The following is a 25,007-nucleotide window of genomic DNA, read 5'->3' as shown; positions in this document are numbered from 1 at the left end:
CACCCGACGCACCGGGCAGGAGCGTGACGGCGTGCGGCCCGGCCGGGCGCGGGGTCTCAGTAGGACGCGGCCGGCGGCCGGGAGAGCTCGGCGGCCTCGGCGGCCTGCCGGGGCAGCGTCACCGCCGCGCTCCCGGGCCCGAACGGGTACTCCCGCTCCAGCCGCCACACCTCGTCGTCGCCCTTCTCGTAGAGCGCGAAGCCGCCGACCGTCCAGGCGGCCGAGAAGCCCGCCAGCTCCGTCTCGGCGCGGTCCATGGCCGCCTCGTCGATGCCGTGCGCAACGGTCACGTGCGGGTGGTACGGGAACTGCAGCTCCCGCGCGCACGGCCCGGACGCGGCCCGGACCCGCTCCTGGAGGGCGGTGCAGCCGCGGGCGCCCTCGACGACCTTGACGAAGACCACCGGCGACAGCGGCCGGAAGGTGTCGGTGCCGTCCAGCCGCAGCGCGAACGGCCGACAGCCCGCGGCGACCTCCGCGAGGTGCCGCTCGATGGCGGGCAGCGCCGCGGCGTCCACCTCGGTCGGCGGGAGGAGGGTGATGTGCGTGGGGATGCCGCGGGCCGCCGGGTCCCCGAAGCCCTCGCGCCTCCGCTGGAGGAAGCTGCCGTGCGGCTCCGGGACCGCGAGCGAAACGCCGAGCGTGACGGTCCCCACTGCGTTCTCCCTCCAGACGTGTGCGTGCGCGCTGCGGGGGCGCGCACCCTTCCCAGTGTGCCGGGCCGCGCCCGCGAGGGCACGCCCGGTCTTCCGCGGACGGTCAGCGCTTGGCCGGCAGGAACCCGATCCGGTCGTAGGTGGCGGCCAGCGTCTCCGCCGCCACCGCCCGGGCCTTCTCGGCGCCCTTGGCCAGGATCGTGTCCAGCGTCTCCGGGTCGTCGAGGTATTCCTGCGTGCGGGTCCTGAACGGTGTGACGAAGTCGACCATCACCCCGGCCAGGTCCGTCTTGAGCGCGCCGTACATCTTGCCCTCGTAGGAGCGCTCCAGCGACGGGACGTCCTCGCCGGTGAGGGTGGACAGGATGGTGAGGAGGTTGCTGACGCCGGGCTTGGCCTCGCGGTCGAAGCGGATCACCGTGTCGGTGTCCGTCACGGCGCTCTTGATCTTCTTCGCGGTGGCCTTGGGCTCGTCGAGGAGGTCGATGATGCCCTTGGGCGACGACGCCGACTTGCTCATCTTGATCGACGGGTCCTGAAGATCGAAGATCTTCGCCGTCTCCTTCACGATGTACGGGTTCGGGATCGTGAAGGTGTCGCCGTAGCGGGTGTTGAAGCGGTCCGCGAGGTCACGGGTCAGCTCCAGGTGCTGGCGCTGGTCCTCACCGACGGGGACCTGGTCGGCCTGGTAGAGCAGGATGTCGGCGACCATCAGGACGGGGTAGGTGAACAGGCCGACCGTCGTCCGGTCCGAGCCCTGCTTGGCGGACTTGTCCTTGAACTGCGTCATGCGGGACGCCTCACCGAAGCCGGTGACGCAGTTCATCACCCAGGCGAGCTGGGCGTGCTCGGGCACGTGGCTCTGCACGAAGAGGGTGCACCGCTCCGGGTCGAGACCGGCGGCCAGCAACTGGGCGACGGCGACCCGGGTGTTGCGGCGCAGCTCCGCGGGGTCCTGCGGGACGGTGATCGCATGCAGGTCGACCACCATGTAGAAGGCGTCGTGGGACTCCTGCAGCGCCACCCACTGGCGCACCGCACCGAGGTAGTTGCCGAGGTGGAAGGAGCCGGCGGTGGGCTGGATACCGGAGAGCACACGGGGACGCTGCATGGCGGAGCCATTCCCCTCGGGGCGGTGGTGGGCGACGGGCGGGCGTTCGAGAGCCATGGCAGTCATTCTCTCAGGTCGGCGGGGGGCCCGGACGTGGAGCCCCGCGGCCCGGGAGGAAGGGGCCGGTGCGCCCGGCCGCCGAGGCCGGTGCTCCCGGGGGCGGGGGCCGGTGGGCCGGGGCGCGGGGACCCCGCAGGGGGTGGCCGAACGCATCCCGTAGGGGATGGTCGGGCCCCCTGCGAGGCCACAACGCGCGGGGTGGCGGCGGGTGTTCCCGGCGCGGCGGGTAGGCCTCAGCGGGGGAGCGGCAGGCCCGGCGCCGGGTGAGCGGCCATCAGCTCCGCGACCTCCTCGCGGATGCCCGCGAGGGCGTCCTCGTCACCGGTGCCGGCGGCCCGCACGCCCCGGTCGATCCACTCCGCGACCTTCGGCATGTCCGCGGTCCCCAGCCCGCGCGAGGTCAGCGACGGGGTGCCGATCCGGATGCCGGACGGGTCGAACGGCTTGCGCGGGTCGAACGGCACGGTGTTGTAGTTCACCACGATCCCGGCCCGGTCCAGGGCCTTGGCGGCGACCTTGCCGGGCACCTCCTTCGAGGTCAGGTCGATCAGCACCAGGTGGTTGTCGGTGCCGCCGGAGACCAGGTCGAAACCGCGCGCCAGCAGCGTCTCGGCGAGCGCCTTGGCGTTGGCGACGACGGCGTGCGCGTAGTCGCGGAAGGACGGCGCGGACGCCTCCCGCAGCGCCACCGCGATGGCGGCCGTGGTGTGGTTGTGCGGGCCGCCCTGGAGGCCCGGGAAGACCGCCTTGTCGATCGCCTTGGCGTGCGCGGCGCGCGACATCAGCAGGGCGCCGCGCGGACCGCGCAGCGTCTTGTGGGTGGTGGTCGCCACGACGTCGGCGTGCGGCACGGGCGAGGGGTGCGCACCGCCCGCCACCAGGCCCGCGATGTGGGCGATGTCGGCGACGAGGACCGCGCCGGCCTCCCGCGCGATCTCGCCGAACGCGGCGAAGTCGATGGTCCGCGGGACGGCCGTGCCACCGCAGAAGATGATCTTCGGGCGTTCCTTGAGGGCCAGGTCGCGCACCTCGTCGAAGTCGATCCGCCCGGTGTCGGCCCGGACGCCGTACTGCACCCCGTTGAACCACGTGCCGGTCGCCGAGACGCCCCAGCCGTGCGTGAGGTGCCCGCCCATCGGCAGCGACATGCCCAGCACGGTGTCGCCGGGGGAGGCGAAGGCGAGGTACGCGGCGAGGTTGGCGGGCGAGCCGGAGTACGGCTGCACGTTGGCGTGCTCGACGCCGAAGAGGGCCTTGGCGCGCTCGACGGCCAGCGTCTCCACCAGGTCGATGTTCTGCTGGCCCTCGTAGTAGCGGCGGCCCGGGTAGCCCTCGCTGTACTTGTTCTGAAGGACCGTGCCGGTGGCCTCCAGCACGGCGGCGGAGACGTAGTTCTCGCTGGGGATCAGCCGCAGGGTGTCGGCCTGCAACTGCTCCTCGGCGTCGACCAGTGCGGCCAGTTCCGGGTCGGCGGCGTGCAGGGCGGGGCGGGCGGGGGGATGGGCCGTCATGGCGTCCTCCGGGGCGATCGAACGGTGGTCGGTCGTGGTCCCGGGGTACCCAGGCGGGCGGCACCTCGTAGGCGTGTGGCCGCGCACCGCTTCCTCGGGGTCCGTTCCCCGTGCGCCAGTCGCGGCTGCGCACGGGAAGTCTAGGGCCTGGCGGCCCGCGCCCGCCCGGGCTCCGGCCGAACGGGTCCGCCCGGGGCGCCGGCGGACCGCACGCCCGGGCACCTCCCGCCCGGCGGTGCCCGGGCGGGACAATGGGGACAGACCGCGAAGAGGAGCCGGAGCGCGCGGGGAGGGGCCGGCACTCGCCCATCCGGTCGGACCGGGCGGTCCGACCCGCCGGACGGAGACACCGTGACGTCCACGGAAGCGTTCATCGCCGCCGCCGAGGCCCACAGCGCGCACAACTACCTCCCGCTGCCCGTCGTCGTGGCCACCGCCGAGGGCGCCTGGATGACCGACGTGACCGGCCGCCGCTACCTCGACCTGCTCGCCGGGTACTCCGCGCTCAACTTCGGCCACGGCAACCGCCGCCTCCTCGACGCCGCCCGGAGCCAGCTGGAGCGGGTCACGCTGACCTCCCGGGCGTTCCACCACGACCGCTTCGCGGACTTCTGCACCCAGCTCGCCGACCTGTGCGGGATGGAACTCGTCCTGCCGATGAACACCGGCGCCGAGGCGGTGGAGACCGCGGTCAAGACCGCCCGCAAATGGGGCTACCGGATCAAGGGCGTCCCCGACGGCCGGGCCCGGATCATCGTCGCGGAGGGCAACTTCCACGGCCGCACCACCACGCTGGTCTCCTTCTCCACCGACCCCGAGGCCCGCGCCGACTTCGGCCCGTACACCCCCGGCTTCACCGTCGTCCCCTACGGCGACCTCGCCGCCCTGGACGCGGCCGTCGACGCCGACACCGTCGCGGTGCTGCTGGAGCCCATCCAGGGCGAGGCCGGCGTCCGGGTGCCGCCGCCCGGCTACCTGGCCGGCGTCCGCGCACTGACCCGGGACCGCGACGTCCTCTTCATCGCCGACGAGATCCAGTCCGGCCTCGGCCGCACCGGCGCCACCTTCGCCTGCGAGCAGGAGGGCGTGGTGCCCGACGTGTACGTCCTGGGCAAGGCGCTCGGCGGCGGGGTGGTGCCGGTGTCCGCCGTGGTGTCGTCCCGCGCGGTGCTGGGCGTCTTCCGCCCCGGCGAGCACGGCTCGACCTTCGGCGGCAATCCGCTGGCCTGCGCGGTCGGCCTGGAGGTCATCGCGCTCCTGCGCACCGGCGAGTACCAGCGGCGGGCCGCGGAACTCGGCGCGCACCTGCACCGGGCGCTCGCGCCCCTGGTGGGAGGGGGCGCGGTGGACGCGGTGCGCGGCCGCGGCCTGTGGGCCGGCATCGACGTCCACCCCTCCCGCGGCGACGGCCGGGCCGTCTCGGAACGGCTACTGGCCCGCGGCGTCCTGGTCAAGGAGACCCACGGTCCGACGATCCGGATCGCCCCGCCCCTGGTGATCAGCCAGGAGGACCTGGACTGGGGCCTGGAGCAACTGCGCGCGGTGCTGGACGCGTAGCCGCACCCGCCCGGCGCACCCGCCCGGCGCCCCTGCCCCGCGGCCCGCCGGCCCCGTACAGTCGGAGCCATGCTGCTCGGGATGATCTGCGCGCTGGCCTCCGCGGTGTGCTTCGGCACCGCCTCCGTCTTCCAGGCCGTCGCCGCCCGCGGCACCCCGGCCGGCACCGGCTCCGGCGTCGACGCCCGACTGCTGCTGCGGGTGCTGACGCAGTGGCGCTACCTGCTCGGGCTGGCGCTGGACGGACTGGGCTTCCTGCTGGAACTGGTGGCGCTGCGGACCCTGCCGATCTACACGGTCGGCGCGGCGCTGGCGGCCACCCTCGCGGTGACCGCGGTGGTCGCCGCCCCCGTCCTCGGCACCCGCCTCAAGCGCGCCGAATGGAGCGCGGTCGCGGTGGTCTGCGGCGGACTCGCCCTGCTCGCGCTGTCGTCCGGCACCGAGGGGCACCGGACCGGCAGCCCCGCCCTGCGGATCGGCGTGCTGGCCTTCGCCCTCGCCCTCCTGGCCGGCGGCGCCCTCGCCGGCCGGCTCCCGGAGCGCGCCCGCGCCGCCGCGCTCGGCCTCGGCTCGGGCTTCGGCTTCGGCGTCGTCGAGGTCGCGGTCCGCCTGATCGACGGGTTCGGGCCGGCCGACCTGCTCACCAACCCGGCCACCTACGCGCTGCTCGTCGGCGGGGGCGCCGCCTTCCTGCTGCTGACCGCCGCCCTCCAGCGCGGCTCGGTCACCACCGCCACCGCCGGCATGGTGATCGGCGAGACCCTCGGCCCGGCCCTGGTCGGCGTCGCCTGGCTCGGCGACCGCACCCGCGACGGCCTGGCCCCGCTGACCGTCGCCGGTTTCGCGCTGGCCGTGGCGGGCGCGCTGGCCCTGGCCCGATTCGGCGAGGCGCCGGCGACCGGACCGGCCGACGCCGCCGCGGCCGCCGCCGAACCCGCACCGGCGGTGGTGGAGCGCCCGTAGGCCGCGGACGCGGGTCAGCTCCCCGGCGGCAGCGCCCGCAGCAGGGCGTCCAGAACGGCCGCGAAGGAGTGGTCCGGCGGCCGGCCGTAGGCGATCACCAGGGCGTCGCGGGCCGCCGCGGGGAACGCCGGGTCGGTGAACTCCCGCAGGCCGTGCACCGCCAACCCCTGCCACAGTGCGGCCTGGACGATGGACTGCTCGGTGCCGGGCGGGAGTTCCAGCACCGCGTGCAGCCCGGCGGCGATCCCCGAGACGTGCACGTGCGGGGCGGCCTCGGCCAGCGCCGCCACCAACTGGTCGCGTCGCCGCCGGTAGCGCAGCCGCATCCCGCGCAGGTGCCGGTCGTACGCCCCCGACGCCAGGAACTCCGCCAGGGTCAGCTGGTCCAGGGAGCCGGACTGCCACTCGCCGGTGGCCTTGACCTCCAGCACCCGGTCGATCAGCCGGTCCGGCACCACCATCCACGCCAGCCGCAGCGCCGGCGCCAGACTCTTGCTCGCGGTGCCCAGGTAGACGACGTGGTCGGGGTCCAGCCCTTGGAGGGCGCCGACCGGCTGCCGGTCATAGCGCAGTTCGCCGTCGTAGTCGTCCTCCAGGACGTAACCCCCGGTGGCGCGCGCCCAGTTGACCGCCGCGGCCCGCCGGTCCGGATGCAGCGGGACGCCGGTGGGGAACTGGTGCGCGGGGGTCAGCAGGGCCGCCCGCAGGTGGTCCAGGCCCGCCAGTTGGCCGGTGTCCGCGCCGTGCGCGTCGACCGGGAGCGGGACCGTGCCGAGCCCGGCCCGGGTGATGACGTCGCGGTGCAGGTGCAGCCCGTAGGACTCGGTGGCGATCCGGCCGGCGGCGCCGCGGGGCCGCAGCGCCCGGCTCAGCAGCCCCAGCCCCTGCATGAAGCCGGCGCAGATCACGATCCGGTCCGGATCGGCCCGGACGCCACGGGCCCGGGCGAGGTAGTCGGCGAGCACCGCCCGCAGCTCGGGCCGGCCGGCCGGGGTCCCGTACCCGAACGCCTCGTTGGGTGCGGCGGTCAGCGCCCGGCGGGCCGCCGCCAGCCAGGCCGTGCGGGGGAACGACGAGACGTCCGGGGTGCCGGGGGTGAGGTCGAAGCGCGGCCCGGCGGCGGTCGGGGACGGCGGGCCCGGGGTGCGCCGGGCCGCCGCGGCGCGCGGCAGGACCCGCTCGGCGACCTCGGTGCCGGAGCCCTGACGGGCGCGGAGCCACCCCTCGGCGACCAGCTCGGCGTAGGCGTCGGCGACGGTGTTGCGGGCGATGCCGAGGTCGGCGGCGAGCGACCGGGAGGACGGCAGCCGGGTGCCGGGAGTCAGCCGCCCGGAGCGCACGGCCCCGCGCAGCGCCGTCATCAACGAGGAGCGCACCCCGCCCGGACCGGTCAGGTCCAGATGGAGGTCCCGCCCGAGATCCCGCCCGAAAGTGGCCCGCGAATTCGCCATGGAAGTGGACCATACCCCTGTGCCACTCACCCCGTAGCGTCAAGGTCATGACGAACGAGACGACACCCACCGCAGGACACCAGGCCCCCGCCGCCGGGCACCAGCACGGCCCCCGGATGCGCTGGGCCAAGCTCGCCCCCGAGGTCTACAAGGCCATGATCGGGCTGGACGCGGCCGCCAAGAAGGGCCTCGACGCGACCCTGGTCGAACTGGTCAACATCCGCGCCTCGCAGCTCAACAAGTGCGCCTTCTGCCTCCACATGCACACCAGCGACGCCCGCAAGGCCGGCGAAAGCGAGGAGCGCCTCGCCCTCCTGGCCGCCTGGGAGGAGGCCGCCGGCTTCTTCACCGACCGGGAGCGCGCCGCCCTGGCCCTCACCGAGGCGATCACCGTGCTCACCGACGGCTTCGTCCCCGACGCCGTCTACGCGCAGGCCGAGGCCGCCTTCGAGGAGGCCGAACTGGCCCAGCTGATCGCGCTGATCACCACCATCAACGCGTGGAACCGGTTCGGCGTGACCACCCGCCTCGTCCCGGGGCAGGTGTGAGCGCGATGAGCCACCGCATGACGTTCTGGAGCAAGGTCCCCGCCTTCTACCAGGCCCAGCTCAAGCTGACCATGGCCGCGAAGAAGGGCCTGGGCGACGCGGTCCTGGCCGAACTGGTCGTGCTGCGCGCCTCCCAGCTCAACAAGTGCGCGTTCTGCGTCGACATGCACGTCACCAACCTCCGCGCGGCCGGCGTCGAGGCGCAGCGGATCGACCTGCTACCGGCCTGGGAGGAGGCCGGCGACCTCTACTCCGAGCGGGAACGGGCGGCGCTCGCCTTCACCGAGGCGGTCACCGTGCTGACCGAGGGCCACGTCCCGGACGAGGTGTACGAGCGGGCCGCCGCCCAGTTCGACGAGGCCGAACTCGCCCACCTGCTGGCCGTGATCGTCGCCATCAACAACTGGAACCGGGTCAACGTCACGGTCCGCCAGCCCCCCGGGGCGGAGCTGTGACCTCCACCGGCCCCGCCGCGACGCTGCGCGCCCTGCACCACGGCCGCCGGCCGGGCGACCCGCTGGTCCTGCCCAACGTCTGGGACGCCGCCTCCGCCCGGGTCTTCGCCGACGCCGGCTTCCCGGCGCTGGCCACGCCCAGCGCGGGCATCGCGGCGTCCCTGGGGTACGCGGACGGCCGGACCCCGGCCGACGAGATGTTCGCGGCGATCGCCCGGATCGTGCGGGCCGTGGACGTCCCGGTGACGGCGGACGTGGAGGCCGGGTACGGGCTGTCCGCCGAGGAGTTGGTCGGCCGGCTCGCCGAGGCCGGCGCGGTCGGCTGCAACCTGGAGGACTCCGACCACGCCACCGGCGCCCTGCGCGACCCCGAGGAGCAGGCCGCCTGGCTGGCGGAGGTGCGCGCCGCGGCCGGCGACACCCTGGTGCTCAACGCCCGGATCGACACCTTCCTGCGCGGCGAGCCGGGCCCGGACGCGTTCGTGGCGCGGGCCCGCGCCTACGCCGAGGCCGGCGCCGACTGCCTCTACCCGATCCTCGCCCCGCCCGAGCGGCTGCCCGAACTGGCCGCGGCGGTCACCCTCCCGCTCAACGCCCTGGCGAAGCCCGGCGGCCCGCCCCCGCGCGAACTGGGCGCCCTGGGCGCGACCCGGATCACCTTCGGCGGCGGCCTCCAGCAGCAGGCCACGGCGACCCTGGCGGACGTGGCGGGACGACTGCGGGCCGACACCGGCAACTGACCCGACGGCCGGCCGTCGGGCGGCGGTCCGGGGCCCCGCGCGGGGCGCACGGGGGCGTTCGCGCCGGGGCCCGACGGGACCGCCGCCCTACGATGAGCCATGCTCTCCGTCGCCGTAGCCCCCTGGCAGCACCCCCCGGTGATCCTGCGGAACGCGGACGTCCCGCACTACGCGGCGAGCACCATGAAGGTCGCGGTGCTCGCCGCCGTCCACCGCAGCGGACTCGACCTCGACACGGAGGTGCCGGTCGTCAACGCCTTCCGCTCCGCGGTCGGCGGGAGCTACGCGCACTCCCGGGCCGACGACGGCGATCCGGAGCCCTGGGAGCTGTTGGGCCGCACCGCGCCGCTGGGCTGGCTCGCCGACCGGATGGTCAGCCACTCCTCCAACCTGGCCAGCAGCCTGTGCCTGGCCGCGGTGGGCCCGGCCGCGGTGGCCGAGGTGTGGCGGCGGGCCGGGGCGTCCGCCGCCTCCGGCAGCCCGCGCGGGATCGAGGACGCCCCGGCCCGCGCCGCCGGCCTGACCAACCAGGTCACCGCCCACGACCTCGTCCGACTGCTGACGTCGCTGGAACCCGAGGTCCTGGCCCGCCTGGAACACAACGCGCACGCCGTCGACCTGGCCGCGGGACTGCCCCCCGGCACCCGGCTGGCCAGCAAGAACGGCTGGATCACCGGGGTGCGGCACGGCGCCGCCGTCGTCCACCCGCCCGACGCCCCGCCCTACGTCCTCGCCGTCTGCTACACCGGCCCGCTCGCCGACGGCCGGGACGCCGGCGACCCCGCGGCCCGCCTGCTGGCCCGTCTCTCCTCCCGCGTCTGGGACTGCCGCCACCGCTTCGCCGACAGTCCTGACCACTATTCCTGACGTATCGTCAGATCACGTTTCGGGTTGTCGAATTGCCCGCTCCGGGGCGTTCGCCGCACGCTAGAAGCCGCCCCGTCACGGGTATCAGGAGAACGGGCGTACGGGCATCCCGGCGGGCTTGATAGCTTGGTGGTGAAGGCCCGCGGGGGAACGGGGAGAAGCGGTACATGGCCGAGCAATTCAAGGTCGACCTGGAAGAACTGGACGTCGTCGTCCGACAGCTGCGCCACCTGCAGCGCGACATGGACGACCCCACGCAGACGGTCACCTACAACACGACGATCCCGAGGTCCGCGTTCGGGACCAACTTCGTCGAGGCCGGCAAGCTCGCCGGCGCGCACGACGGCATGCAGGCGTACCTCTCCGACGTGCTCGGCGCGCTCCAGGACCTGATCCGCACCTTCGGCGAGAAGACCGAGGCCAGCCGCGGCGCCTACGAGGACCAGGAACACGACGCCCGGCGCCCCGGGCACGACTGACGGGTCAGCCGCCCGGCACCGGGCGGGCCTGACGACAGCGAGGACGAGGAAGGGGGACCGGTATGACGGAGGCCGGGCCGGAGCGCGACGACGGCGCCCAGGAGATGGAGCGGCACAGGGCCGAGCAGGAGCGGGCGGAGCGCATGAAGTCGCTCCAGGGCCACCGGTTGACCCCGCGGTCCCCCTCCGACTTCCAGCGGCACGACCTGGCCGCGCTCCGGGCGATGACCGACCACGCCAGCCCCGCGGCGATCGAGACCTCCGGCCGGCACTGGCGGTCCTCCGCCGACCGGCTCGGCGGCGACGACGGCCACGGCGGGATCCGCAAGGCGTTCAAGGACGCCGTCGACCACGCCTCGGCGCACTGGGAGGGCTCGGCGGCGCAGGCGTTCCGCCGGGAGGCCGCCAAGGTGCTGGCCAAGCTCGACCGCAGCTACCAGCACGCGCGCAACGTCGAATCCACCCTGATCGGTTCGCGCGCCTCGGGCCCCGAGGTCGGCGTCGCGCACAACCTCCGCGAAGTCCAAAAGGCCATGGTCAAGCTCCAGCTCGCCGGGGGCGCCCCCGACCCGGTGGCGCCCACCGGCGACGAGAGCCGGTTCAAGCGCGACATGGCCAACCCCAAGCTGGACACCCGGATGGCGCTGGAGCTCAACCGCGGCAGCCTCCCGCCCAGCAAGGAACGCCAGATCGAGGCCGTCATCGTGATGGACGAACTGGCCGCCCACTACGAAGCGCAGACCAAGCGGCTCCAGGACGGCACCGGACCGGGCATCGACGGGGACTGGCCCATCGCCCCGGCCGGCGGCCCGACCCCACCGCCGGTGAACGCCGCGGTGACCGGCGGCCCCCAGCCGCACCACCCGCCCGCCGCACAGCGGCCCAACGGCGTCGGCGGCGGCGCGGTCCCGGCCGGCTTCGACAGCCCCCGGGCCGACCGGCCGGTCACCACCGGCCTGGAGAGCACCGGCGGCGGCAGCCTCACCGCACCGCCGGTGAGCACCCACGGGCTCGGCAGTGGCACGCCGTCCGGCGGCCAGAGCAGCCCGGCCCCCGCCGCCGGCGGATTCCCGGGCGGCGCGGTGCCGCCCGGCGTCATCGGCGTGACGGGCAGCGGGATGCCGGCCGGCGGCGCCCGCGGCTCCGGCGGGGCGCGGCGCAGCGCCAGCGGCCGGGCGGGCACGCCCGACGCGGTCGCCGCCCGCGCCGCCCTGCCGCCGCAGGCCCCCGGCACCCCGACCGCGCGGCCGACGAGCCCGACCGGCGGGCCCGGCCCCACCGGCGGCAACCGCCAGGGCGGCGGCGGACTGCACCGCAGCCGCGGCGGCACCCGGGCGACCCCGGCGGACCCGACGGCCCCCCACGGCACGGGCAAGGGCGACCCCTCCGACAAGGGCGGCCGGGCCCGCACCGGCACCCCGCGGCCCCGGTACCTCGACGAGGACGAGCCCACCCCGCCGCGGGAGATCCCGCCGTCCGTGATCGAGTGAGCCGTCGCGGGGACGGGGCGCGGGAAAACCGCACGACGCGCCCCGGCCCGCGCTGTTAGCGTCCGCACCATGGATCCGGTCGGTGAGAAACAGCTGCGCGCCTCCTTCGTGAACTGTTCCAAGGGGGAGGCGAGCCGGCTCCACCTGCCCGTGGGACTCGCCGAACTGCCCTGGTCGGACCTGGATTTCCTGGGATGGCGCGACCCCGGCGCCCTCGACCGCTGCTACCTGGTCGCGCCGCGCGGCGACGGCCTGATGGGCGTGACCCTGCGGGTGCCGCAGGGCGTGCGGCGCAGCTTCACCAAGACGACGGTGTGCTCGATCTGCCTGACCGGGCACCCGGGCTCCGGGGTGAGCCTGCTCGCCGCCCGCCGCGCCGGGCCCGCGGGCCGACAGGGCAACACCGTCGGCACCTATCTGTGTGCCGACCTCGCCTGCTCCCTCTACGTCCGCGGCCGCAAGAAGTCCCAGCTGGCCGGGCGGCACGAGGAGACCCTCCCGCTGCCGGACCGGATCGCGCGCACCGTGCGCAACCTCGACGCCTTCCTGGACAAGGTGCTGGACGGCGCGGCGGTCTGAAGGAGCGGGCCCGGCGGGCGCCGCCCCGCCACCGGCCCGCCCCGTCACAGCCCCCGCGCGGCCAGGAAGTCCCCGATCAACGCCAGCCACTCCGCGTTCCGCTCGACCATCGGCAGGTGCCCGCTGGCGACCTCCGCGTACTGCGCGCCCGGGATGTGCTCGGCCAGGTAACGCGAGTGGGCCGGGTCCAACAGGGCGTCCAGGGTGGTTGCGATGACGAGCGTCGGGACGGCGATGCCCGGCAGGTCGGCGGTGGTGTCCAGGACCTTGACCAGGGCCGCCTGCTCCGCCGAGCCGGCCGGCGGCAGCGTCGGGTCCGGGTCCAGGGCCGCGGCCAACTCGGCCGGCGACAGCGCGCCGAGGCGCTCGGCCGACAGCCCGCTGAGCGTCCGGGCCTGGGCGAAGCCCTGGTAGTCGCCGTGGTCCAGGAGCCGCAGCCACAGGTCCAGCCAGACCTGCGCGCGGGTGTCCGCCTTGGCCAGCCCGGCGGTCAGGACGAGCCCGCGCACCCGCTCCGGATGACGGGCCGCGGCCCGTACGGACACCGCGGTGCCCATCGAGAAGCCGACCACCGTGAAGGTCTCCAGCCCGGCCGCGACGGCCTCGGCGACCACCGCGTCGGCCAGCGCGTCCAACTCCAACGGGCCGGCGGCGCGCGGGGATTGGCCCGAACCGGGGTAGTCGGGCGCCACCACCCGGTGGCCGGTGGCGGTCAACGCCGGGATCAGCGTGCCGTAGTTGTCGCGGACGCTGCCGGTCGCGCCGTGCGCCAGCAGGACGCCGGGCCCGCCGGCCGGGCCGGCGACGGTGGTGGAGAGCGGCGGAAGGGAAACGGACGGGGTCTGCGCTGCGGGAATCTGCGTCATGCCGCAGAGGTTGCCGTCTGACACCGGTGTGAAGGTCAAGCCGGACCGGACAGGAGCGGTGAGAGGAGCCTCATATGGCGGTCGGCACCCGGACGGGCCCGCCCCCGGCGGGCCGGATGCGGATCGGCGCGCTCGCCCGCCGCACCGGCGTCAGCACCCGCGTCCTGCGCTACTACGAGCAGCGCGGCCTGCTGCGCGCCGGGCGCGACGCCAACGACTACCGCACCTACGACGCCGACGCCGTCGAGACCGTCGGCCGCATCCGCGACCTGCTCGCCACCGGCCTGAACACCGAGTCCATCCGCGAGCTGCTGCCCTGCGCCCAGGGCGGCCCGGGACTGACCCCGTGCGCGTTCTCGTGCGGTGCGGTGGAGCGCCAGATGGCCCAACTCGACGCCGAAATAGCCGAGTTGCAGCAGCGCCGGGCGGCCCTGGAGGTCTACGCGCAGGTCATGCGGGAGCGCGGGGCCCAGGACGAAGCGCTGGCCGCGAGGGCGCTGCGCTCGGGCTGAGCGGCCCGGACACGGCCGAGGGCCCCGCCCCCCGTAGGCACGGGAGCGGGGCCCTCAAGGAGACGAGCGGCCGGATCGGCCCGACGGATCAGAACCGCCGGGTGATCAGGGCCCGCTTGACCTCCTGGATCGCCTTGGTGACCTCGATGCCACGGGGGCACGCGTCGGTGCAGTTGAAGGTCGTCCGGCAGCGCCAGACGCCGTCCTTGTCGTTGAGGACCTCCAGCCGCTGCTCACCGCCCTCGTCACGCGAGTCGAAGATGAAGCGGTGCGCGTTGACGATCGCCGCCGGGCCGAAGTACTGCCCGTCGTTCCAGAACACCGGGCACGACGAGGTGCACGCCGCGCACAGGATGCACTTGGTGGTGTCGTCGAAGCGCTCGCGGTCCTCGGCGGACTGCAGCCGCTCACGGGTCGGCTCGTTGCCGGTGGTGATCAGGAACGGCATCACGTCCCGGTACGCCTGGAAGAAGGGCTCCATGTCGACGACGAGGTCCTTCAGCACCGTCAGGCCCTTGATGGCCTCGACGGTGATGGGCTTCTCCGGGTTGATGTCCTTGATCAGCGTCTTGCAGGCCAGCCGGTTGCGACCGTTGATCCGCATGGCGTCCGAACCGCAGATGCCGTGCGCGCAGGACCGACGGAACGTCAGCGAACCGTCCAGGTCCCACTTGATCTTGTGGAGGGCGTCCAGGACGCGCTCCTTGGGGTCGATCTCCAGCTGGAAGTCCTCCCAGCGGGCCTCGTCGGAGACCTCCGGGTTGAACCGGCGGATCCGGAAGGTGACCGTGACCAGGTGCGCAGCGTCGTTCTCGGCCGCGTCCAGGGCAGCGGAGTGCTGGTCGAGAGTGGGGGTGCTCATCAGTACTTACGCTCCATCGGCTGGTAGCGGGTCTGCACGACCGGCTTGTAGTCGAGACGGATCGACTCGGAGCCGTCGGCGCCCACCTCGCGGTACGCCATGGTGTGCCGCATGAAGTTGACGTCGTCGCGTGTGGGGTAGTCCTCGCGGTAGTGACCGCCGCGGGACTCCTTGCGGGCGAGCGCGGAGACCGCCATGACCTCGGCCAGGTCGAGCAGGTTGCCCAGCTCGATGGCCTCCAGCAGGTCGGTGTTGAACCGCTTGCCCTTGTCCTGGATGGACACGTTGCGGTAGCGCTCGCGCAGCTCGCCGATCTTCTCGACCGCGGTCTTGATCGTCTGCTCGGTGCGGAAGACCATGACGTTGGCGTCCATGGTCTCCTGCAGCTCCTTGCGGATCTCGGTGACCCGCTCGTTGCCGGTGGCGCCGCGCAGCCGCTCGACCTGCTCGGCGACCAGCGACGCCGGGTCCTCGGGCAGCTCGACGTAGTCGGCGGTGGCGGAGTACTCCGCGGCGGCGATGCCGGCGCGGCGACCGAAGACGTTGATGTCCAGCAGTGAGTTGGTGCCCAGGCGGTTGGCGCCGTGCACCGAGACGCAGGCGACCTCGCCGGCGGCGTACAGGCCCGGCACGACGGTGGTGTTGTCGGCCAGCACCTCGCCCTCGACGTTGGTCGGGATGCCACCCATCGCGTAGTGCGCGGTCGGCTGGATCGGGATCGGGTCCGTGTAGGGCTCGATGCCGAGGTAGGTGCGCGCGAACTCGGTGATGTCCGGGAGCTTGGCGTCCAGCTGCTCCGGCGGCAGGTGGGTCAGGTCCAGGTAGACGTGGTCGCCCTCGGGACCGCAGCCGCGGCCCTCGCGGATCTCGGTGTAGATCGAGCGGGAGACGACGTCGCGCGAGGCGAGGTCCTTCATGACCGGCGCGTACTTCTCCATGAAGCGCTCGCCGTCCTTGTTGCGGAGGATGCCGCCCTCACCGCGGGCGCCCTCCGTCAGCAGGATGCCCATCCGCCAGATGCCGGTCGGGTGGAACTGGAAGAACTCCATGTCCTCCAGCGGCAGCCCGCGGCGGTAGACCGCCGCCTGGCCGTCACCGGTCAGGGTGTGGGCGTTCGACGTCACCTTGAAGAACTTGCCGGTGCCGCCGGAGGCGTAGATGACCGCCTTGGCCTGGAAGACGTGGATCTCGCCGGTGGCCAGCTCGTAGGCGACCACACCGGCCGACTTCTTGACGCCGTCGACCTCGGTGATCAGCTGGTCCAGGACGTAGAACTCGTTGAAGAACTCCACGCCCTCCTTGACGCAGTTCTGGTACAGCGTCTGGAGGATCATGTGGCCGGTGCGGTCCGCGGCGTAGCAGGACCGGCGGACCGGGGCCTCACCGTGGTTGCGGGAGTGACCGCCGAACCGGCGCTGGTCGATCCGGCCCTCCGGCGTGCGGTTGAAGGGCAGGCCCATCTTCTCCAGGTCGAGGACCGAGTCGATGGCCTCCTTCGCCAGGATCTCGGCGGCGTCCTGGTCGACCAGGTAGTCGCCACCCTTGACCGTGTCGAAGGTGTGCCACTCCCAGTTGTCCTCCTCGACGTTGGCGAGGGCCGCGGCCATGCCGCCCTGGGCGGCACCGGTGTGGGAGCGGGTCGGGTACAGCTTGGTCAGCACGGCGGTGCGGCTGCGCTTCGTCGCCTCGATGGCGGCGCGCATGCCGGCGCCGCCGGCGCCGACGATGACGGTGTCGTACTTGTGGATCTGCATGGGTGGAATACCTCAGTCCCTCAGCCCGGGGCCTAGCGGATGTTCGGGTCGAAGGTGAAGATCACCAGCGTGCCCAGAAGGACGGTGAACACCGTGGCGGTGTAGAGGAGCATCTTCAGCCAGAAGCGGGTGTTGTCCCGCTGCGCGTAGTCGTTGATGACGGTGCGCAGGCCGTTGGCTCCGTGCAGCATGGCGAGCCACAGCATCAGCAGGTCCCAGACCTGCCAGAAGGGCGAGGCCCAGCGGCCGGCCACGAAGGCGAAGCCGATCTTGGAGACGCCGCCGTCGAGCACCAGCTGGATCAGCAGGTGGCCGAGGACCAGGACGACCAGGACGATGCCGGACAGCCGCATGAACAGCCAGCCGTACAGCTCGAAGTTGGTGCGGGTCGACTTCGGGGTCTTCCCGGTGCGCTTGCGGGGTGCCTCGATGACCGGAGCCGGGTTGTCCGCGTCGTAGAGCGCGACGTTCTCCGCGGCGGTGCCCGCGGCGGTGGATTCAGCAGACATCACGCGTCAGCTCCCGAACAGCGTGCGCAGCGTGTGCTGCAGCACGGGGTAGAAGGCACCGGCCATCAGCACGACCCAGACACCGACGACGGTCCACAGCATCTGCTTCTGGTACTTCGGGCCCTTCGACCAGAAGTCCACCGCGATGACCCGCAGGCCGTTGAGCGCATGGAAGAGGATGGCGGCCACCAGGCCGTACTCCATCACGTTGACGATCGGCGTCTTGTAAGTCGCAACGACGTTGTCGTACGCGTCGGGGGAGACACGAACGAGAGCGGTGTCGAGGACGTGTACGAACAGGAAGAAGAAGATGAGGACGCCAGTGACTCGATGAGCCACCCAGGACCACATGCCTTCCCGGCCGCGGTACAGCGTTCCAGCCGGCACGGAAAAACCCTCCGGGAGCGGGGACTAGGGCCGCGCCGGCTTCTCTGTCGGTCGGGCCCGGCCGGGTACGGTCCACCGGCCGCTCGTCATCGTATCGACGAGTTGTCGGTTCCTCGCGCGGGGGTCCTTAGGTGTGATCAAACAGGCACCAACGGGCTATCACACAAGTGCGAAACAGACCATTAGCGACAAGTCGCCGCGAGTTGTCCCAGTCGGACGCCGGCCAGGCGCCGTAACTGGTCGGCCGCGACCGCCCGCTCCTCGTCGGGTTCGTGCGCGAGGCGGGTGCGGATGGCGTGCAGGGTCTGGTCCATCAGCTCGTCGTCGCGGTAGCCGTCGAGGCAGATCACGAAGGCGTGCCGGAAGCGGAGTTCGTAGGCGGCGTGGGCGGCGCGCAGGGCGGTGTGGGCGGCGAGGGTGCCGGGGCCGGGGCGGGCCGGCGGCAGGGGGGGCGGGCGCCTCCTGGGCCAGCGCCTCGGTCTGCTCGGTCGGCGTGAGGTCGTAGCCGGCCTCGTTGCCGGCGGCCAGGAGGGACGCCAGGTCCGGATAGGGGCGGTGGGCGGCGATCCGCTCGGCCCACCGGAGGCAGCCGCAGCAGGTCAGCAGGGCGGCGACGGCCCGGTCGTGGGGGAGTGCGTTGAAGCGGGCGAGGTCGGCCGTCGCGGGCTCGGTGCGCGGTGTCCGCCAAGGTATGCCGCACCGTGGAGCAGGTGGGTGGGGCCGCGTCAGCGGGCGGGCGGCCGGAGTGTCACCGGACAGCGTGGGCTCCTCGGGCGGACGGGACGGCTGAGGGTGGATGTGGTGGGTGGACGGCGGGCGACTGGCGGAAACCGAGCGGCGGGTGGGGCGAAAAGGATGAAGAGTCTGATACGTACGGAATGTGCAGCAGGTGTGGTGATACGTCACATGAGGTGGCACCCGGCGGTTTTCCGGCGGTCCACGCGCCCTGGAAGGGGGTGAGCGACGGCGAGGCCACGCTAACGACGCCCGCCGGCCACTGTCCGACGGATGCGCGATTTTCACCCGGATGAGAGAGCTTTCGCGCGCACGGTGGACGCCCTGCCCCGCACTCCCGGCAGTGCCTTCGCCCCGAAAAGTGAGGATTGCACGATGTCGAACCCGATGCGGCCGCCGCGCTTCCCGCGGCCCTCGGCCTTCCCCCGGCCCCCGCGTCCGGCCGCCCCGGCCGTCGGTCCGGCGGCTCGCCGCGCGCTGTGGGCCGCCCCGGTGCTGGCCGGCGCGCTGGTGCTCGGCGGCTGCTCCCAAGGGGCCGATTCCCAGCCCCCAGGGGCCGCTCCGAGCTCCTCCAGCCCCGCCGCCCCCATCCCCACGTGGGCGAAGGTGGCCGGCCCGCCGCGCATCGTGCCGGCCGTCCGGGACTTCCGCCCGGCGGACGGGAACGGCTGGCGGCCGACCAAGGGCGCCCGGGTCGTGGTACCGGCCGGGCAACAGAGCACCGTCGCCGATGAAGCGCAACTCATGGCCAAGGATCTCGGCGGGTTGGCGGTGGTCTGGGGAAAGCAGGACGTCCGGCCCGGTGACGTCGAGGTGAAGCTCGGCGGATCGGGCGGTGCCGGCCGCCCCGACAACGCCCCGCCCAACAGCACCGCCGACGAGTCCTACACCCTGACCGCCCGCGACGGCCGGCTCACCCTCGCCGCCCCCACCGACGCCGGGATCTTCAACGGCACCCGCACCGTCAAACAGGCCGTCCGCAACGCCGGCGGCCTCCCCGAGGGCACCATCGAGGACCGCCCGGACCGCCCCCAGCGCGGCATGCTGCTCGACAACGCCCGCAAGCCGTTCACCGCGGACTGGATCGAGGCCCGCATCCGGCAGCTCGCCGACCTCAAGCTCAACCAGCTCCAGCTGCACTTCTCCGACGACCAGGGCTTCCGCATCCAGAGCGACAGCCACCCGCAGATCGTCTCCGCCGACCACCTCACCAAGGACCAGGTCCGCCACCTCATCAAGGTCGGACAGAGCCTGCACGTCGCCCTCATCCCGGAGATCGACTCGCCCGGCCACCTCGGCGCGGTCCTCGCCCACTACCCCGACCTCCAGCTGCACAACGCCTCCGGCACGGTGCTGCGCGGCGCCATCGACATCTCCAAGCCGCAGGCCGGCGAACTCGTCGACTCGCTGCTGAAGGAGTTCGGACAGCTCTTCCCCGGCCCCTACTGGCACCTGGGCGGCGACGAGTACCAGGCTCTGATGTCCCGCAACCCCGAGGCGTCGTACCCGCAGCTCGCCAAGGCCGCGCGGGACAAGTACGGCGCCGGCGCCACCATCAAGGACCTCGCGACCGGCTGGCTGAACGACCGGCAGAAGACCGTGCAGGCCGCCGGCAAGACCCGGATCGAGGCGTGGAACGACGGCTTCTTCGCCGGCGGCAAGGTGGCCGCCGACAAGAACCGCACGGTCGCCTACTGGACGGGCAAGGAGATCGGCGCCCGCGACCCCGCCGAGTTCCTGCGCGAGGGCCGCACCGTGCTCAACCTCAACGACGAGTTCCTCTACTACGTGCTCGGCGAGCCCAACGGCTTCACGTACCCGACGGGTGAGCGGATCTACCAGAGCTGGACCCCGCGGGTGCTGCGCCACACCGCGCCGGTGTCCGTGCCGGAGAGCCAGACCGGCGCCGACCGCATCCCGGGCGGGCGGTTCGGGGTCTGGTGCGACCACGCCGACGCGCAGACCGCGCAGCAGATCGCGGCCGGGATCAAGATGCCGCTCGCGGCGCTGGCGCAGAAGACCTGGGACCCGCGCACCCCCGCGCTGTCCTGGCCGGACTTCAAGGCGCTGGCGAACCGGATCTGACCGGTCGGGCGGAAGATCGCGAGAGACGGCCGAGGCCGCCACCCCCCACAGGAGAGGCCCCGGCCGTCGCTCACGCGGAGCCCCGCGAAGGGCTCCTAACCGATACAGCGCCAGCGGACCCGAAAGCGTCACACGGGGTACGGGCGGCGGCACGGCCAGTGGTCTGGACGCGGACCGGGCGGGGCCCGTAACGTGCCGGAACGCGCCGGTTGGCGCACGGCCCGCGGCCGGCTCCGCGGCCCGAAGGGCGTTTGGTTACTGGGGAGTTCGGATGAGTGCGAGGGCACATCGTGCCGGTGCGCCGCCCGTCCCAAGAGGTGGCCCGGGTGCCGGGCACCGGGTCTCACCCGTTACGGTCAGCAGGAACGGCCGGACGTCTGACGACCGGCGCAGCGGCTGACCGCACCGGCCGCGCGGCGCGCCCGGGCGGACCAGACGACCAACCAGCAGCGAAGAAACAGCGACAGCGCGAAGCGGCAAGGACCGGGCGGCGGACATTCAGCGTGCGACAGGATGGACCCGTGCGAGGGGACGACATTCAGCCGGACGACGGACGGCTGACGGTTGCCGTGCAGGCGGCGCAGGACGGCGACGAGGCGGCGTTCCGGCTCGTCTACCGCGCCATACAGCCCCGGCTCCTCGGCTACGTCCGGACCCTGGTGGGCGAGGCGGACGCCGAGGACGTGGCGTCCGAGGCGTGGCTGCAGATCACCCGCGACCTCCCTCGCTTCAGCGGCGACGCGGACCGCTTCCGCGGCTGGACCGCCCGGATCGCCCGTAACCGTGCGCTGGACCACATCCGGATGCGCGGCCGTCGACCGGCCGTCGGGGGCGACGAGAGCGAACTCGCCGACACCCCCGCCGCGTCCGACACCGCGGGCGAGGCGCTGGAGGCGCTGGGCACCGGCCGCACCTTCCGCCTGATAGGCCGGCTCCCGCAGGACCAGGCCGAGGCGGTGACCCTGCGGGTGGTCGTCGGGCTGGACGCCAAGAGCGCGGCCCAGGTCCTGGGCAAGCGGCCGGGCGCGGTGCGCACCGCGGCCCACCGCGGTCTGAAGAAGCTCGCCGAACTCCTCACCGAGGACGGTGGCGGGGACGACGGTGACGGGGCGTCGCGACGGCTGTCCGCCGGTCCGGGCCGGGGTGGTGGCACGCTGGGTGAGCTGCCCGTACAGGACCGAGGACACCAGGACGGTGTGGCGGATTCGTACGTACCAGGTGTGACGGAAACGGCCGCACGAACGCAGAAGGACATGTGATGGCCGACGACCGGTATAGCTGGCTCGACAAGGACGCCGCGGAGCGACTGCTGCGTGGTGAGCCGGCCGGTTCCCAGGTCGGCGACGGCGCACCCGAACTCGAACACCTGCTGAAGGCCGCCGCGGCGGCCGGTTCCGGCCTGCCCGAATCCGCCCCGCTGCCCGGCGAGGAGGCGGCCCTGGCCGCCTTCCGGAACGCCCGGCACGGCCCCGGCGCCCGCGGCGACACCGCCCGCGGCACCGCGCTCCCCGGTGTGCGGGTCGACCGCACCCGCCGCGTCGCCGAACGCGGCGGGCTCGCCCGCCCCTTCAGACGCGGGTTCGCCGTCGCCCTCGCGGTCTGCGCGATCGGCGGTATCGCGGTCGCCGCCGGCACCGGTGTGCTGCCCACCCCGTTCCGGGGCGGCGAACCGCAGCCCGGGGCCAGCGTCTCGGCCGCCGAGACCCCCAGCACCTTCGAGACCCAGGAGCCGGCCACCACCGGCGAGACCGGCCGCACCCCGGCCACCCCGCCCGACGGGCGGCCCACCGGCCCCGGCGCCAGTCCCAGTCCCGGCGGCAGCCCCGGCACCGTCCCGACGCCCGGCACCCCGACGCCCGGCACCGGCACCGGCACCCCCGGCGGGGGCGGCTGGCCGCAGCAGGACGGCGACGGCAAGGGCAAGAAGCGGCTGCTGCTGGCCCTGTGCAAGGACTACGAGACCGGCAAGCGCGGCGACATGGACCGCGACACCCTGCGGCGCCTGGAATCCAAGGCCGGCGGCCCGGACCGGGTGCACGCCTTCTGCCGCCAGTACCTCGCCCAGTCCGGACAGCAGGGCGGCGGCTCGGGTGACAACGATGGCGGAGGCGGCAAGGGCGGCAACGGCGGAGGTCAGGGCGAGAACGGCGGCAACGGCGGAGGCGGCCACAACGGTGGCGGCAGCGGCGACGAGGAGGGTGACTCGTCCCCCACCGCCACGCCCAGCCCGAGCGCCCCGCCCGCCAGCACCACCCCCGCACCGGACCCCAGCACGACCGCGCCGACCCCAACCGGAAACCTTCCCGCCGGTCGGGTGTGACGTTTTTGGACGCCGCGGCGCAGTAAGAAGTGAGCCGACTGGTCATCGGCGGCGCACGAGCCGGGGTTCCCCCCGTACCCGTGGCTCAGCGCACTCGGCGCGGGCGGGGCACGTTCCCCCGGCCCTGCCCGCGCCCACCTCTCTTGCGCCTAAGCCGGCGCCGCTCTCGCGTAGGCGGTGGGTGGGGGTTGCTCAGTTGTCGCTTCGGTCACGGATTTTGCCCGTGTGGTGCAGCTCGGTGTGGGTCGGTCTTCTGGTGCGGGAGGTGAGGGCCGAGCGGTCCGCGCTCGCGTAGGTCCCGGTGACGGACAGCCCGGCCTCCTGCTGGAACGTACGGACGGCGCGGGCGGTCCCGGCGCCGTAGTGGCCGGTCGGGTCGTGCGGGAAGAGGGCCAATTGGGCCAGCCGGGCCTGGAGGTCACGGACCGCCGGGCCGTGCGCGCCGGGCCGCAGCGCCGGGGTGATCCGCACCGGATGGCAGGCCGTCACCGAGGTCAGCGCCACCAGCGCCGTCAGCGCCACCGTTCCCGCTCTCCCGCTCCACCGCATGACCCACCCCCTTCCCCTCGGTGCATCGGGACGAACCTCCGGGCATGCTGTGAATGCGGTGCAAATCTGCACTGTTCACCCGTTTGGAGGCGTAGCGAACATGGTGCGGGAGAGCGAGAGCGGACTGCCCATCGAGCCGGTGTACGGGCCGGCGGCGCTGGCCGGATGGCACCCGGACGCCGCGCTGGGCGAACCGGGCGCCTATCCGTACACCCGGGGCGTCTACCCGACCATGTACACCGGGCGGCCCTGGACGATGCGGCAGTACGCCGGGTTCGGGACCGCGCGGGAGTCCAACGCGCGCTACCGGCAGCTCATCGAGCACGGCACGACCGGACTGTCGGTCGCCTTCGACCTGCCGACGCAGATGGGCCACGACTCCGACACCCCGATCGCGGCGGGCGAGGTCGGCAAGGTCGGAGTCGCGATCGACTCGGTCGACGACATGGAGGTGCTGTTCGGCGGCATCCCGCTCGGGTCGGTCTCCACGTCGATGACCATCAACGCACCCGCCGCACTGTTGCTGCTCATGTACCAACTCGTCGGCGAGCAACAAGGAGTGACGGGAAGTCAGCTCAACGGCACGGTGCAGAACGACGTGCTGAAGGAGTACATCGCGCGGGGCACGTACATCTACCCGCCGCAGCCGTCGCTCCGGCTGACCGCGGACATCTTCCGCTACTGCCGGGCCGAGGTCCCCCGCTGGAACACCATCTCCATCTCCGGCTACCACATGGCGGAGGCCGGCGCCTCGCCCGCGCAGGAGATCGCCTTCACCCTGGCCAACGGCATCGCCTACGTCCGCACGGCGCTCGCCGCCGGCATGGACGTCGACGACTTCGCGCCGCGGCTGTCGTTCTTCTTCGTCGCCCGCACCACGCTGCTGGAGGAGGTCGCCAAGTTCCGTGCCGCGCGGCGGATCTGGGCGCGGGTGATGCGGGAGGAGTTCGGCGCGCGCAACCCCAAGTCGCAGATGCTGCGGTTCCACACCCAGACCGCGGGCGTGCAGCTGACCGCCCAACAACCGGAGGTCAACCTCGCGCGGGTGACCGTGCAGGGGCTGGCGGCGGTGCTCGGCGGGACCCAGTCGCTGCACACCAACTCCTTCGACGAGGCGATCGCGCTGCCCACCGAGAAGGCGGCCCGGCTCGCCCTGCGGACACAGCAGGTGCTCGCCCACGAGACCGACGTGACCGCCACCGTCGACCCGTTCGCCGGTTCGTACGCGGTGGAGTCGCTCACCGACGCCGTCGAGGAGGCGGTCCTCGCGCTGATGACGCGGGTCGAGGACCTGGGGGGCGCGGTCGCCGCCATCGAACGGGGCTTCCAGAAGGAGGAGATCGAGCGCAACGCCTACCGCATCGCCCAGGAGACCGACGCCGGCGCGCGGGTGGTGGTCGGCGTCAACCGCTTCCGCACCGACGAGGAGGAGCCCTACGAGCCGCTGCGGGTGGACCCCGCCATCGAGGCGCAGCAGGCCGAGCGGCTGGAGCGGCTGCGCGCCCACCGCAACAGCCACGCGGTCACCGCGGCGCTCGGCGCGCTCCGCAAGGCCGCCGAGGGGGCGGACAACGTGCTCTACCCGATGCGGGAGGCGCTGCGCGCCCGGGCGACGTTGGGCGAGGTGTGCGACGCGCTGCGCGAGGTGTGGGGGACGTACGTGCCGACGGATGCCTTCTGAGGTCGTGCCGGGTGCCGGGTGCGGCGCCCGCGGCGCGTCCGCCAGACTGGAGGCATGTCCGCACCCCGACGCCGCTGCCCCATCTGCACCCGAGAGATCGCCGTGGTCGGCGGCCGGTACGCCCGGCACGACCCGCCGGGGCGGCGGACCGGGATCGAGCTGATCTCCTGCCCGGGCTCGCGGCGGACCGCACCGATGATGGCGCCCGCGGAGAAGCTCTTCGACCCCGAGGAGCCGTCCATCCCCGGCCAGCAGCCGCTGTTCTGACGGGCCGGCCCGG

General features: G+C 73.6%; 25 protein-coding genes and 1 pseudogene. 15 read left to right on the top strand and 11 right to left on the bottom strand.

Annotation, left to right across the window (positions count from 1 at the left end; all coding sequences use genetic code 11):
* Positions 1-56: 56 nt before the first annotated feature.
* The 3 genes from ACLJT4_RS02615 to glyA all read right to left on the bottom strand — a co-directional run bounded on the left by ACLJT4_RS02615 (position 57) and on the right by glyA (position 3,338).
* A complete protein-coding gene (locus tag ACLJT4_RS02615; protein ID WP_411120787.1) occupies positions 57-656 on the bottom strand; it encodes a 2'-5' RNA ligase family protein in 600 nt (199 codons plus the stop codon).
* A 103-nt stretch (positions 657-759) separates the two neighbouring features.
* Complete coding sequence (gene trpS / locus ACLJT4_RS02610; RefSeq protein ID WP_376169954.1) at positions 760-1,824, bottom strand: tryptophan--tRNA ligase; 1,065 nt, start codon at positions 1,822-1,824, stop codon at positions 760-762.
* Between the two features lie 236 nt (positions 1,825-2,060).
* Entirely contained in the window at positions 2,061-3,338 is a 1,278-nt protein-coding gene (gene glyA, locus ACLJT4_RS02605; RefSeq protein WP_411120786.1) for a serine hydroxymethyltransferase, read from the bottom strand.
* 351 nt (positions 3,339-3,689) lie between these two features.
* On the opposite strand from glyA, the gene rocD reads away from it, so the two are divergent.
* Positions 3,690-4,895 carry an ornithine--oxo-acid transaminase gene (rocD, locus tag ACLJT4_RS02600; protein WP_411120785.1) on the top strand — a complete coding sequence of 402 codons (1,206 nt, stop codon included), beginning with the start codon at positions 3,690-3,692 and terminating at the stop codon, positions 4,893-4,895.
* A 69-nt stretch (positions 4,896-4,964) separates the two neighbouring features.
* Positions 4,965-5,858, top strand: coding sequence for a hypothetical protein (locus ACLJT4_RS02595; protein ID WP_411120784.1), 894 nt, complete (start codon positions 4,965-4,967; stop codon positions 5,856-5,858).
* A 14-nt stretch (positions 5,859-5,872) separates the two neighbouring features.
* On the opposite strand, the gene ACLJT4_RS02590 is transcribed toward ACLJT4_RS02595, so the two are convergent.
* Positions 5,873-7,309 carry a PLP-dependent aminotransferase family protein gene (locus ACLJT4_RS02590; protein WP_411120783.1) on the bottom strand — a complete coding sequence of 479 codons (1,437 nt, stop codon included), beginning with the start codon at positions 7,307-7,309 and terminating at the stop codon, positions 5,873-5,875.
* 47 nt (positions 7,310-7,356) lie between these two features.
* Here ACLJT4_RS02590 and ACLJT4_RS02585 point away from each other — a divergent pair, with 47 nt between their 5' ends.
* The 7 genes from ACLJT4_RS02585 to ACLJT4_RS02555 all read left to right on the top strand — a co-directional run bounded on the left by ACLJT4_RS02585 (position 7,357) and on the right by ACLJT4_RS02555 (position 12,467).
* The gene (locus ACLJT4_RS02585) at positions 7,357-7,857 is read left to right on the top strand and encodes a carboxymuconolactone decarboxylase family protein (RefSeq protein ID WP_411120782.1); all 501 of its coding nucleotides are present in this window, start codon (positions 7,357-7,359) and stop codon (positions 7,855-7,857) included.
* A gap of 5 nt (positions 7,858-7,862) precedes the next feature.
* Positions 7,863-8,312, top strand: coding sequence for a carboxymuconolactone decarboxylase family protein (locus tag ACLJT4_RS02580; protein WP_016573822.1), 450 nt, complete (start codon positions 7,863-7,865; stop codon positions 8,310-8,312).
* Entirely contained in the window at positions 8,309-9,052 is a 744-nt protein-coding gene (locus ACLJT4_RS02575) for an isocitrate lyase/phosphoenolpyruvate mutase family protein (protein ID WP_411120781.1), read from the top strand. The genes ACLJT4_RS02580 and ACLJT4_RS02575 overlap by 4 nt, the downstream gene beginning before the upstream one ends.
* Before the next feature lie 99 nt (positions 9,053-9,151).
* Entirely contained in the window at positions 9,152-9,919 is a 768-nt protein-coding gene (locus ACLJT4_RS02570; RefSeq protein WP_411120780.1) for a serine hydrolase, read from the top strand.
* 167 nt (positions 9,920-10,086) lie between these two features.
* Positions 10,087-10,398 carry a hypothetical protein gene (locus ACLJT4_RS02565; RefSeq protein ID WP_411120779.1) on the top strand — a complete coding sequence of 104 codons (312 nt, stop codon included), beginning with the start codon at positions 10,087-10,089 and terminating at the stop codon, positions 10,396-10,398.
* A 62-nt stretch (positions 10,399-10,460) separates the two neighbouring features.
* Positions 10,461-11,888, top strand: a complete 1,428-nt coding sequence (locus ACLJT4_RS02560) for a hypothetical protein (RefSeq protein ID WP_411120778.1) — start codon at positions 10,461-10,463, stop codon at positions 11,886-11,888.
* A gap of 69 nt (positions 11,889-11,957) precedes the next feature.
* Positions 11,958-12,467 (top strand): FBP domain-containing protein, encoded by a 510-nt coding sequence (locus ACLJT4_RS02555; RefSeq protein ID WP_411120777.1) that lies wholly within the window; start codon positions 11,958-11,960, stop codon positions 12,465-12,467.
* Between the two features lie 44 nt (positions 12,468-12,511).
* Here the strand turns inward: ACLJT4_RS02555 and ACLJT4_RS02550 are convergent, their stop codons facing one another.
* Positions 12,512-13,333, bottom strand: coding sequence for an alpha/beta fold hydrolase (locus ACLJT4_RS02550; RefSeq protein ID WP_411120776.1), 822 nt, complete (start codon positions 13,331-13,333; stop codon positions 12,512-12,514).
* 74 nt (positions 13,334-13,407) lie between these two features.
* Here ACLJT4_RS02550 and ACLJT4_RS02545 point away from each other — a divergent pair, with 74 nt between their 5' ends.
* Positions 13,408-13,845 carry a MerR family transcriptional regulator gene (locus ACLJT4_RS02545; protein ID WP_411120775.1) on the top strand — a complete coding sequence of 146 codons (438 nt, stop codon included), beginning with the start codon at positions 13,408-13,410 and terminating at the stop codon, positions 13,843-13,845.
* An 88-nt stretch (positions 13,846-13,933) separates the two neighbouring features.
* Here the strand turns inward: ACLJT4_RS02545 and ACLJT4_RS02540 are convergent, their stop codons facing one another.
* The 5 genes and pseudogenes from ACLJT4_RS02540 to ACLJT4_RS02520 all read right to left on the bottom strand — a co-directional run bounded on the left by ACLJT4_RS02540 (position 13,934) and on the right by ACLJT4_RS02520 (position 18,050).
* The gene (locus ACLJT4_RS02540; protein WP_411120774.1) at positions 13,934-14,707 is read right to left on the bottom strand and encodes a succinate dehydrogenase iron-sulfur subunit; all 774 of its coding nucleotides are present in this window, start codon (positions 14,705-14,707) and stop codon (positions 13,934-13,936) included.
* The gene (gene sdhA / locus ACLJT4_RS02535) at positions 14,707-16,461 is read right to left on the bottom strand and encodes a succinate dehydrogenase flavoprotein subunit (protein ID WP_411120773.1); all 1,755 of its coding nucleotides are present in this window, start codon (positions 16,459-16,461) and stop codon (positions 14,707-14,709) included. The genes ACLJT4_RS02540 and sdhA overlap by 1 nt, the downstream gene beginning before the upstream one ends.
* Positions 16,462-16,493: 32 nt before the next feature.
* Entirely contained in the window at positions 16,494-16,970 is a 477-nt protein-coding gene (locus tag ACLJT4_RS02530) for a succinate dehydrogenase hydrophobic membrane anchor subunit (protein WP_016574685.1), read from the bottom strand.
* 6 nt (positions 16,971-16,976) lie between these two features.
* Positions 16,977-17,357, bottom strand: a complete 381-nt coding sequence (gene sdhC, locus ACLJT4_RS02525) for a succinate dehydrogenase, cytochrome b556 subunit (protein ID WP_016574684.1) — start codon at positions 17,355-17,357, stop codon at positions 16,977-16,979.
* A 182-nt stretch (positions 17,358-17,539) separates the two neighbouring features.
* Positions 17,540-18,050 (bottom strand): annotated as a pseudogene (locus ACLJT4_RS02520) (2-oxo-4-hydroxy-4-carboxy-5-ureidoimidazoline decarboxylase).
* A gap of 417 nt (positions 18,051-18,467) precedes the next feature.
* Here ACLJT4_RS02520 and ACLJT4_RS02515 point away from each other — a divergent pair.
* The 3 genes from ACLJT4_RS02515 (at position 18,468) to ACLJT4_RS02505 (ending at position 22,497) form a co-directional block, all read left to right on the top strand.
* Positions 18,468-20,177, top strand: coding sequence for a beta-N-acetylhexosaminidase (locus ACLJT4_RS02515; RefSeq protein WP_411120772.1), 1,710 nt, complete (start codon positions 18,468-18,470; stop codon positions 20,175-20,177).
* Between the two features lie 521 nt (positions 20,178-20,698).
* A complete protein-coding gene (locus tag ACLJT4_RS02510) occupies positions 20,699-21,436 on the top strand; it encodes an RNA polymerase sigma factor (RefSeq protein ID WP_411120771.1) in 738 nt (245 codons plus the stop codon).
* Complete coding sequence (locus ACLJT4_RS02505) at positions 21,436-22,497, top strand: hypothetical protein (RefSeq protein WP_411120770.1); 1,062 nt, start codon at positions 21,436-21,438, stop codon at positions 22,495-22,497. Before ACLJT4_RS02510 ends, ACLJT4_RS02505 begins: the two co-directional genes overlap by 1 nt.
* Positions 22,498-22,689: 192 nt before the next feature.
* Here the strand turns inward: ACLJT4_RS02505 and ACLJT4_RS02500 are convergent, their stop codons facing one another.
* Complete coding sequence (locus tag ACLJT4_RS02500) at positions 22,690-23,046, bottom strand: peptidoglycan-binding domain-containing protein (RefSeq protein WP_411120769.1); 357 nt, start codon at positions 23,044-23,046, stop codon at positions 22,690-22,692.
* A 100-nt stretch (positions 23,047-23,146) separates the two neighbouring features.
* On the opposite strand from ACLJT4_RS02500, the gene ACLJT4_RS02495 reads away from it, so the two are divergent.
* On the top strand, positions 23,147-24,727 hold the full coding sequence (locus ACLJT4_RS02495) for a methylmalonyl-CoA mutase (RefSeq protein ID WP_411120768.1): 1,581 nt from the start codon (positions 23,147-23,149) through the stop codon (positions 24,725-24,727).
* Between the two features lie 54 nt (positions 24,728-24,781).
* On the top strand, positions 24,782-24,994 hold the full coding sequence (locus ACLJT4_RS02490) for a hypothetical protein (protein WP_411120767.1): 213 nt from the start codon (positions 24,782-24,784) through the stop codon (positions 24,992-24,994).
* The last annotated feature ends 13 nt before the right edge of the window (positions 24,995-25,007 follow it).

It is taken from the genome of Streptomyces sp. x-19, from assembly GCF_046549115.1.
Taxonomy (GTDB): domain Bacteria; phylum Actinomycetota; class Actinomycetes; order Streptomycetales; family Streptomycetaceae; genus Streptomyces; species Streptomyces albulus_C.
Note: the sequence above shows the minus strand (reverse complement) of the source record. Positions and strands in the feature narration are given on the sequence as shown.

Bases quoted from the DNA above. Each gene is read 5' to 3' on its own strand.
- trpS (WP_376169954.1), bottom strand. From the start codon at position 1,824: ATGGCTCTCGAACGCCCGCCCGTCGCCCACCACCGCCCCGAGGGGAAT.
- glyA (WP_411120786.1), bottom strand. From the start codon at position 3,338: ATGACGGCCCATCCCCCCGCCCGCCCCGCCCTGCACGCCGCCGACCCG.
- ACLJT4_RS02595 (WP_411120784.1), top strand. From the start codon at position 4,965: ATGCTGCTCGGGATGATCTGCGCGCTGGCCTCCGCGGTGTGCTTCGGC.
- ACLJT4_RS02590 (WP_411120783.1), bottom strand. From the start codon at position 7,309: ATGGCGAATTCGCGGGCCACTTTCGGGCGGGATCTCGGGCGGGACCTC.
- ACLJT4_RS02585 (WP_411120782.1), top strand. From the start codon at position 7,357: ATGACGAACGAGACGACACCCACCGCAGGACACCAGGCCCCCGCCGCC.
- ACLJT4_RS02580 (WP_016573822.1), top strand. From the start codon at position 7,863: ATGAGCCACCGCATGACGTTCTGGAGCAAGGTCCCCGCCTTCTACCAG.
- ACLJT4_RS02570 (WP_411120780.1), top strand. From the start codon at position 9,152: ATGCTCTCCGTCGCCGTAGCCCCCTGGCAGCACCCCCCGGTGATCCTG.
- ACLJT4_RS02565 (WP_411120779.1), top strand. From the start codon at position 10,087: ATGGCCGAGCAATTCAAGGTCGACCTGGAAGAACTGGACGTCGTCGTC.
- ACLJT4_RS02560 (WP_411120778.1), top strand. From the start codon at position 10,461: ATGACGGAGGCCGGGCCGGAGCGCGACGACGGCGCCCAGGAGATGGAG.
- ACLJT4_RS02555 (WP_411120777.1), top strand. From the start codon at position 11,958: ATGGATCCGGTCGGTGAGAAACAGCTGCGCGCCTCCTTCGTGAACTGT.
- ACLJT4_RS02550 (WP_411120776.1), bottom strand. From the start codon at position 13,333: ATGACGCAGATTCCCGCAGCGCAGACCCCGTCCGTTTCCCTTCCGCCG.
- ACLJT4_RS02545 (WP_411120775.1), top strand. From the start codon at position 13,408: ATGGCGGTCGGCACCCGGACGGGCCCGCCCCCGGCGGGCCGGATGCGG.
- ACLJT4_RS02540 (WP_411120774.1), bottom strand. From the start codon at position 14,707: ATGAGCACCCCCACTCTCGACCAGCACTCCGCTGCCCTGGACGCGGCC.
- sdhA (WP_411120773.1), bottom strand. From the start codon at position 16,461: ATGCAGATCCACAAGTACGACACCGTCATCGTCGGCGCCGGCGGCGCC.
- ACLJT4_RS02530 (WP_016574685.1), bottom strand. From the start codon at position 16,970: ATGTCTGCTGAATCCACCGCCGCGGGCACCGCCGCGGAGAACGTCGCG.
- ACLJT4_RS02515 (WP_411120772.1), top strand. From the start codon at position 18,468: ATGTCGAACCCGATGCGGCCGCCGCGCTTCCCGCGGCCCTCGGCCTTC.
- ACLJT4_RS02505 (WP_411120770.1), top strand. From the start codon at position 21,436: ATGGCCGACGACCGGTATAGCTGGCTCGACAAGGACGCCGCGGAGCGA.
- ACLJT4_RS02500 (WP_411120769.1), bottom strand. From the start codon at position 23,046: ATGCGGTGGAGCGGGAGAGCGGGAACGGTGGCGCTGACGGCGCTGGTG.
- ACLJT4_RS02495 (WP_411120768.1), top strand. From the start codon at position 23,147: ATGGTGCGGGAGAGCGAGAGCGGACTGCCCATCGAGCCGGTGTACGGG.
- ACLJT4_RS02490 (WP_411120767.1), top strand. From the start codon at position 24,782: ATGTCCGCACCCCGACGCCGCTGCCCCATCTGCACCCGAGAGATCGCC.